Here is a 10,708-nt window from a genome sequence, read left to right on the forward strand (position 1 = left end):
TTCCCTCAATCTAGCACGTGAGGTGGCCGACGGCGAGCAGGTGCTTGTTCCCAGCGAGGCGGATAGGGCTGCCGCGGCTGCTGGCGATACGGCAGCAGGATCGCTTACGGGTGGGACAGCAGGCAGCGCGGGCGCACTTGCGGGAGGAGGCAGGGTCAACATCAACACCGCCTCTGCGGTGCAGCTCGATACGCTGCCGGGCGTCGGGGCCTCGACCGCCGAGAAGATCATCGCGGATCGGGAAGCGAACGGGCCGTTCAAGACGGTCGAGGATTTGAAGCGCGTGGCGGGTATCGGCGATAAAAAGTTCGCCGCACTGGCCGATGCGATCAGCGTCGGATGAGGGTCGTCGCATGCACAAGCCGCCTTCCTTGTCCGTGCGTCCGGGCATTCCTCCGGTGCTCGCCTGCGCGCTTTGCCTCTGGGCGTCGTGCGCGGCAACGTTCTCACTTGCTCGGGAGTGCGCAGGCGAGGCTGTTCTCGTTGTCGGCGTCGTTTCGCTTGTCGCAACGATAGCTGCGGCAATACTGCTGTGGAAGCGCCGTACGGCGCTTGCCTGGTGCGCTCTGCTCGGCTTGTGTGCAGGCGTTGTCTGTGGATGCGCTGGTGCGGTTGATTTGCAGGCGGCGCAACGCCTAGCATCGTGCGAGCCTGCGGCCCGTATGAGATTCGAGGCTGTCGAAGACTCATCGGAGGGCCTCTACGGCATGCAGTGCGTCGCCCGAACGCGCTTGGAAGACGGCCGTACCGTCGAGGCGAGGCTTCGTTTCGACGACAGGGGGCAGCCGGTACGCTACGGCGATGTCTTCCAAGCCGAAGCCTCCCTCGCTGCTCCGGCAGGTAAGGCGGCAGAATACTGCTGGCAGCGCGGTATTGCTGCGACAGGGACGGTGCGCAACGTTGAGGTCGTCGAGCGCCACGACCTTTTCGGCGCGTTGCTGGCGGTGCGGGCCCAGGCGATCGACGCCCTGGGAGCCCAAGGAGGCGAGCGTGCTGCGGTTTTGCAGGCGCTTGTCTGCGGTGCGCGTTCGGGCCTCGACGGAACCGACGTGTACGAGGCCTTCAAGGTGGCAGGCCTCGCTCATGTAATTGCCGTATCGGGTGCGCATCTTGTCATTATATGCGCGCTTGTCGGAGCCGTGCTGAGGGCCGCGCGAGCACCGCGCGCGTTTTCCGTAGGCATGCAGATGGTGCTGATCCTCTGCTATCTGGTGCTTTCAGCAGCTCCCGTCTCGGCTGTGCGTGCAGCGGTCATGACGGTGGCAGGCATGACCTCGTTCTTTGCAGGGCGAAGGCCCTCCAGCTTGAATGCGCTGGCGGTATGCATCATCGCAATTGTAGCGACATCGGCTCCTGCCGCTTTGTCGGTGTCGTTCGCTCTCTCCGCGCTCTCCACGCTGGGCATCGTGCTGTTCGCGGGCCTGGCTGCAACTTGGATTGGGCGGCTCGCACGGCTTCCGCGTTTTGCCGCCGAGGCGCTGGCGCTGACGGCTGCGTCGAGCATCATGGCCCAGCCGCTTTCCTCGGCGCTGTTCTCTCAAGTATCCCTGGTGGCCCCGCTGGCGAACATACTGACGGCACCCCTGTTTCCCCTTGCTTGCGCAGGCGGCCTCGTCGCATCGTTGGTCGCCGTCTTCGCGCCGTATCTTGGCATGCCGTTGGTAGGTGCAACGGGTTTTGTGGCAGACGCCTTGTGCGCTGTCGTGCGTTTCTGCGCGGAGATGCCGTTCGCGAGTATTCCTGTAGCCGTGCCTTTGGCCGCGGCCATGGTCTGTACTGTCGTGGGCTCTGTGGGGCTTTGGCTTTGGTGGCCGAAGCCCCGGTTGCTTCTTGCGGGAGGCTTGGCAGCCGCCGCTGTTGCGACTGCCCTCGGGGTAGCTTTCGTCGTACCGGGCTTTGCCGGCGACAAGATCGTCATGCTGAACGTTGGCCAGGGCGATGCGTTTCTGGTGCGCAGCCAGGGTGCTGCCGTGCTGGTGGATACCGGCAATCAGGACAGGCTTCTGCGTGAGGCCCTTGCGCGCCACGGTGCATATCGGCTGGATGCTGTCGTGGTGACCCATGGCGACGACGATCATTGCGGCTCGCTCTCCTCCTTGAAGGGCACGGTTCAGGTGGGGCGCGTGCTGCTTGCGCAAGATGCGCTTACCTGTCCTTGCGACGCGTGCGCTTCCCTTCGTCGGTCTGCGGAAGCCCTGGTCGGAAAGGATAGGGTGGAGGGTCTTGCAGTGGGTGCCGGCCTCCGTGCCGGAGTCTTCAACTTGAGCGTCATCTGGCCCGAAGCCTTCGCCGAGGAGGGCGGTAACGCCGACAGCGTATGCCTGCTAGCTCGTGCCGATGCAGATGGCGACGGTGCGCCTGATATGTCGGCGCTGTTCACGGGCGATGCGGAGCATGCGGAGTTGGCCGAGATGGTGGCGCAGGGAAAGGTCGGTCGGGTTGACATCCTGAAGGTGGGGCACCATGGATCGAAGAACGCGCTCACCCCCGAACTGGCTGCTGTCCTTTCCCCGCGCGTGGCCTTGGTCAGTGTTGGTGCGGGCAACCGCTATGGGCATCCAGCCGACAAAACGATACAGGAGCTTGCAGCGGTGGGAGCGCGTATCGAGCGCACCGACGAAGCGGGGGATGTTTCGTGCGAATTGCGCGCAGAGGGCATCGTGGTCAGGTGAGCTGCGGTAGAATGCTGGGCATGCCTGAGAACAAGAAAAAAGATGCACTGCTGCCGGCCTACCTGGTTGTCGGCGAGGATGCACTCAAGCGCGACACGGTCATGAAGCGCCTGCGTGCTCGCTTGTCGGCGCTCGGTGACCTGTCGTTCAACTCCGACGAGTTTGCCGGTGAGACCGCCGCCGGCGAAAGTATCGTCTCGGCTTGCAACACCGTTCCCTTCGCCAGTCCGGTGCGCCTAGTGGAAGTACGTGGAGCCGACAAGCTGAAGAAGGCGGATGCCGAAGCGCTGGTTGCCTACCTATCCTCGCCGAGCGAGACTACGGTGCTGGCGTTGGTCGCCGAGAAGCTGGCGAAGAACACGCGGCTGTACAAGGCCGTCTCCGTTTTGGGCAAGTCGGCGATTATAGACTGCACACCCCTCAAACGCTACGAACTGCCAAAGACCGTGCGCGCCATGGCCACCGGCCATGGCGTTACGCTCACCGAAGGCGCCGCCGTGCAACTGGTGGAGCTGGTGGGCGAGGACACGATTCATCTGGACAACGAGCTGAAAAAGATCGCGCTGGCACATCGGGGCACCGATGCAGTGAACGAGCATGAGATCATGGGCTTGGTCAGCCGTACGGCTGAGGTGAAGCCCTGGGAGTTCGTGGATGCGTTCTCATCACGCGACACGAACAAGTGCCTGCTGTACTTGGGGCGCATGGGGTCGGTGTCGTCCCATGCCTTGCTGGCTATGTGCACGACACGCCTGCGCGAGCTGGTATGCGCAAAGGCGATGGCTACCCGCGGCAACGCGCGTGGTGTGGCCGCTGCCCTGAAGATGCCGGATTGGCGCTGTAAAAACCATGCTGCCTGGGCGCGTGCGTTCTCGTCTGAGGATCTGCGCAACGCGTTCGCCTCCGCGCGCGATACCGAACGCGCCATGAAAAGCGGAACCGATCCCGATGCCGCTTTCCTCGATTGGGTGCTTTCGGTAACGACGCGCTAAGGCAGCTGTCATCTGCTCCGGATGCTGCGTATCGCCGGGCGTACCACATAATCGAAAAAGCCCCGGAAACGGGGCTTTTTCTTCCTTGATATGCGGATGGATCGCGGGCGATCCAAGAGCATGCGTTATTCTGCGGCAGCTTCCTCAGCAGGAGCCGCGGCAGCTTCGGCGGCAGCAGCCTCAGCCTCAGCTTTGGCAGCCTCTTCGGCTTCCTTGGCCTTGCGCTTGGCAGCAGCAGCCTCGTCCTTCTGGGACTTCTCGCGGCGCTTGGCCTTCTCGGCGGAAGCAGCCTTCATGGCCGCTACGCGCTCGACCTTGGCAGCAGCCTTCTTGGAGCCGGTGTTCTGCTCTTTTTTGGCCGGCTTCACGTAAGCGGCGCGATCGGCATCGGTTGCGATGTCCTTGACGAGCAGCATGATGCCGCTCTTGCGGTTGGAAGCCTGGTTCTTGTGGATAACGCCCTTCGAAGCAGCTTTGTCCATGAGGCGGCAGGCGGCCATGGCGGCAGCATAAGCCTCGGCACCGTTCTCGGCGGCAACAGCATCCTTGACGCGACGGATCGCGGTTTTCAGCTCGGACTTCACTGCGCGATTGCGCATACGGGATTTCTCGTTGGTGATGATGCGCTTCTTTTGGCTCTTGATGTTCGCCATGCTGGTTCTTCCTCCAATGGATCTTGTTTTCGGTTCTTCGCGAAACCTTCGTTTTCCTGCGTTTCCAGTCTGTCCGCATGCGGTGCAACCGCAGGTGCATCAAGATACCCAGTGCCAAAAAGCCTCGCAAAGACCCATGAAGGATCCCGGCACCCGCATAAAGCGGGGAAGCCGTGCGATAAAAGGAAACAGGCGGGATTTCTCTGTTTCGCTAGACCAGTCGGTCACTCAGCTTGACGAATCCTCAAGTGCAGCCACGTCTGCGGATTGGCGACGGATACCCGTCGCACGTTCGTATCGCTGAATACGCAATTTGTTAGGATACCAGATGCTGGCTCTTTTTTCCGAAAAAAGATGGATACGTGGATTTATCTACGTAGAGGCGCTGCTTTTCATGCTGGCCGAGATACGGAACCTGATGCCACGAGGCCCCTCCTGATCGAAGCAGGGAGGGGCCTCGTGGTTCCCGGCATACCAAGCGTTGCCGGTGATCGTACGTAAGCCTAGTAGTTCTCGCAGCGGATCTCGAAATGCTCGCGGCCGTGGTCGCAGACGGGGCATACCTCGGGCGCTTCGGTGCCGAAGTGGATGTGGCCGCAGTTGTTGCACTTCCAGGCGTACACCTCGCCGCGCTTGAACACCTCTCCGGCGTTGATGCGCTCGATAAGCTGGCGGTAGCGCTCCTCGTGCTCCTTCTCGACGGCCGCCACGCCGTCGAGAAGCTCGGCTAGGTCGGCGAAGCCTTCGGCGCGGGCGGTCTCGGCGAACTCGGCGTACATTTCGGTCCACTCTTCGTTCTCGCCAGCTGCGGCGTCGGCAAGGTTTTCGAGCGTGGTGGGAACTTCGCCTCCGTGAAGCGCCTTGAACCAGAGCTTTGCATGTTCTTTCTCGTTCTTGGACGTTTCGAGGAAGATGTTCTGGATCTGGACGTAGCCGTCCTTCTTCGCCTGGCTCGCGTAGTAAGCGTACTTCGTGTGCGCCTGCGATTCGCCGGCAAATGCAGTTATCAGGTTCTTCTCGGTTTGCGTGCCCTTCAACTCCATGATGGTTCCCCCTTCTGCGACGTTGCCGCCGCCTGTTGCGTGTCGTTTTCTACGTGCATGCAATAGTAATCTACGCAGGAAGGGAATGCTGCCGGACATTCTTTATTTAGACTATTTTTATAGCAATTGGACAGCCCTTGAGTCTTCGACAGGTATTGGCCTCCTTGGTAGCGAACCTGTGTATTCGGGCGTTGGACAAGTGCGAACAAGTGCACTTCGTCTGGAAAAGGGGCGCAGGGGGACGCACATGCGCTATCATGGGCGAACTACGACCAAAACCCGAAGAAACGGAACCGATGAGCACCGATCCGAACCTCATACGCAATTTCTCTATCATTGCGCATATCGACCACGGCAAATCGACGTTGTCCGACCGCATCTTGGAGCAGACCGGCACGGTGGCGCACCGCGACATGCAGGCGCAGCTGCTGGACAGCATGGACATCGAGCGCGAGCGCGGCATCACCATCAAAAGCCAAGCCGTGCGCGTGGACTATGCTGCCGATGACGGCCAGACCTACCAGTTCAACTTGATAGACACGCCGGGACACGTGGACTTCACCTACGAGGTGAGCCGATCCTTGGCCGCTTGCGAGGGCGCGGTGCTGGTGGTGGATGCCACGCAGGGCGTTGAGGCCCAGACCGTGGCCAACGCCATGCTGGCTATGAATGCGAACCTGGAGATCATTCCCCTGATCAACAAGATAGACTTGCCCGCCGCCGAGCCCGAGCGCGTGCGCGAGGAGATCGAAGAGGGCCTAGCCATTCCCGCCGACGACGCGGTGCTGGCTTCGGGCAAGACCGGCGTGGGCGTACATGATCTGCTGGAAGCCGTGGTGTACAACATACCAGCTCCTGTGGGCGATGCGGAGGCGCCCTTGCGCGCCCTTATCTTCGACTCGTACTTCGATGCGTACCGTGGTGTGGTGGCGCTGGTGCGTGTGGTGGACGGCTCTATGAAGAAGGGCGACCGCATCCGCATGCTGGCCACTAAGACCGAGGCCTTGGTGGAGGAAGTGGGTGCCCGCCGCCCGGTGGAGACGCCCATGCCCGCACTCGGGGTGGGAGAGGTGGGCTACCTGGTCACCGGCCTGAAGGATGTGAGCCAGGTCAAGGTAGGCGACACTATCACTTCGTTGGCGCGGGGTGTGGACGAGCCCCTTCCGGGCTATCGCGAGGCAAAGCCTATGGTGTTCACCGGCCTGTTCCCCCTCGAAGGCGACCAGTACGAGCCGCTCAAAGAGGCGCTTGAGAAGCTGGCCCTGAACGACCCGGCGCTTGCCTGGGAGCCGGAGAAGTCCCATGCGCTCGGCTTCGGCTTCCGTGTGGGGTTTTTGGGGCTGTTGCACATGGAGGTCATCAAGGAGCGCCTTGAGCGCGAGTTCAGCCTTGACCTGCTGGCCACGGCTCCGAGCGTGGAGTACCACGTGTTCCGGGCGGGCGGCGAGATGCTGTCCTTGCACTCTCCGCAGGAGATGCCCGACCCCGGCGAGATCGAGCATATCGAGGAGCCGTACCTAAAAGCCAAGATACTCATCCCTCCCGACTACGTGGGCGCGGTCATGGACCTGACGGTGGCGCGACGCGGTACGTTCGTCACCATGAACTACCTATCGCCGACGACGGTGGAGCTAATCTGGGATATCCCGCTTTCCGAGCTGATCATGGACTACTTCGACCGTCTGAAGTCCAACACGAAGGGGTATGCGAGCCTCGACTACGAGTTCGATGGCTACAGGCCCTCCAAGCTGGTGAAGCTGGACATCCTGCTGTCGGGCAAGCCGATCGACGCGCTGTCGTTCATCGTGCACAAGGACAAGGCCTACGACCGTGGGCGCGTGCTCACGGAGAAGCTCAAAGAGATCATTCCGCGCCAGATGTTCGAGGTACCCATCCAGGCTGCCATCGGTGGACGCGTGCTGTCGCGCGAGACGGTGAAGGCCAAGCGCAAGGACGTTCTCGCGAAGTGCTACGGCGGCGATATCAGTCGCAAGCGTAAGCTGCTGGAAAAGCAAAAGGCCGGCAAGAAGCGCATGAAGAACATCGGCAACGTGGAAGTACCGCAAGAGGCCTTCATGGCCATACTGAAGGTTGACGACTAGGCTTGATCGCGCGCATCGGCGCCGAGCCTTAAGGCAGGTAGGGATATGGCACGCAAGCAAGAATTCGACTGGCTCGACGATCCGTTCGACGAGAAGAAGGCCGCACAGGACCAGACGCAGGCGGCAACTTCGGGCGGCAACAAGATGGCGCTTGGCTGCGGGTGCCTCGTTGTGGTGGTTGCCATCGTCGGTTTGCTAGTATTCGCAGCCGTGAGCATGCTCGATGTCCTGGCCTCGTAAGCCAGGGTTTTCTGTCCGAAATCTAGTGAGGGACGCCTGAAATCAAGATGCACGACTTCTTCCGACAGCACCGCCTTTTGCTGGCACCTATGGCGGGCGTGAGCGACGAGGCCTTGCGCACGCTTTGCCGCGAACAGGGAGCCGATCTTACCTACACCGAGATGGTGTCGGCGAAAGGGCTTTCCTACGCCAACGAGAAGACGCGCCACCTGCTGCGCCTGGCCCCTGCCGAGGATCAGGTGGCAGTGCAGTTGTTCGGCCATGAGCCCGACACGATGGCGGCGCAGGCGGCTTGGATCGAAGACGAGATGGGGGATTCCCTCGCCTACCTGGACATCAACATGGGCTGCCCGGCCCGCAAAATCACCTCGAAGGGGGACGGCTCGGCGCTGATGCGCGACCCCGAGCTGGCGGTCGCCATCGTGGGCGCGGTGACGGCTGCGGTGAAGCATCCGGTGACGGTGAAGTTCCGTCGGGGTTGGGCCGAGGGCGACGAAACCTGCGTGGAGTTCGCCCGGCGCATGGAAGAGGCGGGTGCGGTGGCCCTTGCTGTACACGGGCGCTTTGCCGAGCAGCTGTACCGAGGGCGTGCCGAATGGGATGCGATCGCGCGAGTGAAGCGTGCGGTCGGTGTTCCGGTGGTGGGCAACGGTGACGTGCGCACCGGGGCCGATGCCGTGGCCCTCGTGCAGCGCACGGGTGTCGATGCGGTGATGATCGCGCGCGGGGCCGAGGGAAACCCCTGGTTGTTCGCGCAGGCCAAAGCGGCGTTGGCGGGAGATCCCGAGCCGGATGCGCCCTCTGCCGGCGAGCGCATCGACATGGCGCGACGTCATGCCCGGCTGCTCTTTGAGCGCCAAGGGCGTAACATCGTGCGCATGCGCAAGCATGCCATGTGGTATATGGCGGGTCTTCCCGGGGCCGCGGTGGCCCGGGAGAGGATCAACGCTTGCGTGACCCTGGAAGACTTCGACCGGGTTTTCGACGAGCTGCTGGAATGCATCCGAGACCATGAAGCGAGAGGCTGAGACACTATGCCGCACGATCCTTACAAGGCGCTCTACCTGCATCTGCCGTTCTGCGTGAAGCGGTGCGGGTACTGCGACTTCTCCACGGCGGCGGTAAGCGCCGACAGCCCCGAGATCGATGCGTACGTCGAGGATATGGTGCTGCAGATACGTCGTAAGGCGAAAGAAGGGGAGCTCGGCGCCCTCAAGACGGTGTACGTGGGCGGCGGCACGCCGAGTTATGTGGGGCTGGCTCGGTTGTCCAACCTGTTGTACACCCTGTCGCTTTCGATGCACCTGACGCCCGAGGTGGAGTGCACGATGGAGGCGAACCCCGAGAGCCTGACCGAGCGCATGGTGCGCGATATCTGGGCACTGGGAGTGAACCGCCTGTCCATTGGCGTGCAGAGCCTCGACGACGAGGTACTACGCACGCTCGGACGGGCCCATACGTCCGACGACGCGCGCCGTGCTATCGAGGCGGCGCTCACGCGCTTCGAGAACGTGAGCGTGGACTTGATGTGCGGCATCCCTGGACAGAGCGAGCAGAGCTTCGAGGACAGCGTGCGCGAGGCCGTGCGCTTGGGCGTTGCGCACGTGAGCGTGTACCCGCTTACCATCGAACCGCATACCGCCTTTGAGCAGGCGGTGCTGAAAGGCGCGTTGGAGGAGCCGGACGACGATGTCGAGGCGGCGCATATGGAGATAGCTGCACGTGTGTTGTCCGAGGAGGGCTTCGAGCGCTACGAGGTGGCAAGCTACGCACGCCCCGGCTTCGCATGTCGCCACAATATCGCCTACTGGACCGGCGTGCCCTACCTGGGGATCGGTCGCTCGGCCGCCACGATGACCCAGAATGCAGACCGGCGCATGCGCACGCAAGACGGCCAGGTGACCGACGACCTAGGTCTGGCCTCGATGGCCGCCGAGGACCTCATGCTGGGCATGCGTATGACCTGCGGCGTATCCGACGAGCAGGTGGAGCAGGCGGCGCAGCTGCTGCCGGAAGCGCACGAGGCTTTTGCGGAGCTGGCAGGGGAGGGCTTGGTTGTGCACGCAGACGGCCGTTGGCGCCCCACCGAGCACGGTTGGCTTTGCGGCAACGAGCTGTACGGGTGTCTTTTCGACCTGACCCCGTAGGGAGCGGGCTCGCGGTAGGGCCCCAACCCCCGCCTCGGTGTCGAGACAGGGGTTGGGCAGGGGCGAGGCTTAGGATCACGCGGCTCCTAAGCTGCCGTAGTACGCTGGGGGGCTAGTTCGCCGCAGTGATGTAATCGGCGGCTCCTTTGCCGCCTATGCGCCCCCAAGTGAAGCAATTAGACAACGTGAAGCCCATGTAGGCTGAATTGCAGCTTGCCTCTCCGCCTATGAACAATCCGGGGATCGGGGTAGTGTCTGCCCTGACCACTTCGCCGCTCTCGTTGCGCACTACGCCGCCATAGGTGATGATCTGGCACGGCACGACCGGCAGTGCCACAAAGGGCGCAGCGAGCTTTTGGGTTGGAACGCGGCCGAATTCCTTGTCGAATCCGGCATCCACAGCACGGTTGTAGGTATCGATGGTGTCAGCGAGGCCAACGGCATCGACGCCCATGTTTGCCGCCAGTTCCTCAGCACTCCCGCCTTTGACGTACTCAAGGTTCTTCCCGCGCTTGGTCTTTCCGCCGGTTGCCGCCACGGCCGCCTCGTCGGAGACCTGCCATACGTATCCGGTGCCGTCACGGTGTATCTGATCGAATACGGGGTCGTTCAGGTTTTGGCTCATGTATCCCATGTCGCCTTCGTTGGTGAAGCGCTTGCCGGCGCTTCCCACCAGTATCATGTTCGGAAGGTTCGTGAAGCCGTTGACATTGGCGCTGGCCGATGTCCCGCTATGGTCTTTCATGATGGTGTAGTCTTTAAGGACGCACATCATGTCGTTGGTATGAGAGAGCAGCGCCCCTGCATTCGATGCGGCCACGAGGCCGTCCCCTTCGGAAGAGGGATAGCCTATGCCGAA

10 protein-coding genes are annotated in these 10,708 nt (G+C 62.3%); 7 read left to right on the top strand and 3 right to left on the bottom strand.

Annotated features, from left to right (window positions below):
• The 3 genes from RR842_RS08705 to holA form a co-directional block, all read left to right on the top strand.
• Nucleotides 1–343, top strand: a 343-nt coding sequence (locus RR842_RS08705) for a helix-hairpin-helix domain-containing protein (protein WP_332729487.1), incomplete at its 5' end; no start/stop codon positions are given.
• Nucleotides 344–353: 10 nt separating this feature from the next.
• Complete coding sequence (locus RR842_RS08710; RefSeq protein ID WP_332729488.1) at nt 354–2,672, top strand: ComEC/Rec2 family competence protein; 2,319 nt, start codon at nt 354–356, stop codon at nt 2,670–2,672.
• 20 nt (nt 2,673–2,692) lie between these two features.
• Complete coding sequence (gene holA / locus RR842_RS08715) at nt 2,693–3,664, top strand: DNA polymerase III subunit delta (RefSeq protein WP_332729489.1); 972 nt, start codon at nt 2,693–2,695, stop codon at nt 3,662–3,664.
• A 125-nt stretch (nt 3,665–3,789) separates the two neighbouring features.
• Here the strand turns inward: holA and rpsT are convergent, their stop codons facing one another.
• Nucleotides 3,790–4,317, bottom strand: a complete 528-nt coding sequence (rpsT, locus tag RR842_RS08720; protein WP_332553776.1) for a 30S ribosomal protein S20 — start codon at nt 4,315–4,317, stop codon at nt 3,790–3,792.
• A 503-nt stretch (nt 4,318–4,820) separates the two neighbouring features.
• Entirely contained in the window at nt 4,821–5,360 is a 540-nt protein-coding gene (locus RR842_RS08725; RefSeq protein WP_332729490.1) for a rubrerythrin, read from the bottom strand.
• A 296-nt stretch (nt 5,361–5,656) separates the two neighbouring features.
• Here RR842_RS08725 and lepA point away from each other — a divergent pair, with 296 nt between their 5' ends.
• From lepA to hemW, 4 genes are read left to right on the top strand one after another with little or no spacing between them, the layout of a single operon-like run.
• Entirely contained in the window at nt 5,657–7,462 is a 1,806-nt protein-coding gene (gene lepA / locus RR842_RS08730; protein ID WP_332517751.1) for a translation elongation factor 4, read from the top strand.
• Nucleotides 7,463–7,507: 45 nt separating this feature from the next.
• Entirely contained in the window at nt 7,508–7,702 is a 195-nt protein-coding gene (locus RR842_RS08735; protein WP_332512753.1) for a hypothetical protein, read from the top strand.
• A 47-nt stretch (nt 7,703–7,749) separates the two neighbouring features.
• Nucleotides 7,750–8,730, top strand: a complete 981-nt coding sequence (dusB, locus tag RR842_RS08740) for a tRNA dihydrouridine synthase DusB (protein WP_332729491.1) — start codon at nt 7,750–7,752, stop codon at nt 8,728–8,730.
• A 6-nt stretch (nt 8,731–8,736) separates the two neighbouring features.
• A complete protein-coding gene (gene hemW, locus RR842_RS08745) occupies nt 8,737–9,849 on the top strand; it encodes a radical SAM family heme chaperone HemW (RefSeq protein WP_332729492.1) in 1,113 nt (370 codons plus the stop codon).
• Between the two features lie 112 nt (nt 9,850–9,961).
• Here hemW and RR842_RS08750 read toward each other — a convergent pair.
• Nucleotides 9,962–10,708: FAD-binding protein (locus RR842_RS08750; RefSeq protein ID WP_332729493.1), on the bottom strand; the 747-nt coding region annotated here is incomplete at its 5' end.

Source organism: Gordonibacter sp. (genome assembly GCF_036667095.1).
Taxonomy (GTDB): Bacteria; Actinomycetota; Coriobacteriia; order Coriobacteriales; family Eggerthellaceae; genus Gordonibacter.

Bases quoted from the DNA above. Each gene is read 5' to 3' on its own strand.
- holA (WP_332729489.1), top strand. From the start codon at position 2,693: ATGCCTGAGAACAAGAAAAAAGATGCACTGCTGCCGGCCTACCTGGTT.
- hemW (WP_332729492.1), top strand. From the start codon at position 8,737: ATGCCGCACGATCCTTACAAGGCGCTCTACCTGCATCTGCCGTTCTGC.
- rpsT (WP_332553776.1), bottom strand. From the start codon at position 4,317: ATGGCGAACATCAAGAGCCAAAAGAAGCGCATCATCACCAACGAGAAA.
- RR842_RS08725 (WP_332729490.1), bottom strand. From the start codon at position 5,360: ATGGAGTTGAAGGGCACGCAAACCGAGAAGAACCTGATAACTGCATTT.
- lepA (WP_332517751.1), top strand. From the start codon at position 5,657: ATGAGCACCGATCCGAACCTCATACGCAATTTCTCTATCATTGCGCAT.
- RR842_RS08735 (WP_332512753.1), top strand. From the start codon at position 7,508: ATGGCACGCAAGCAAGAATTCGACTGGCTCGACGATCCGTTCGACGAG.
- dusB (WP_332729491.1), top strand. From the start codon at position 7,750: ATGCACGACTTCTTCCGACAGCACCGCCTTTTGCTGGCACCTATGGCG.
- RR842_RS08710 (WP_332729488.1), top strand. From the start codon at position 354: ATGCACAAGCCGCCTTCCTTGTCCGTGCGTCCGGGCATTCCTCCGGTG.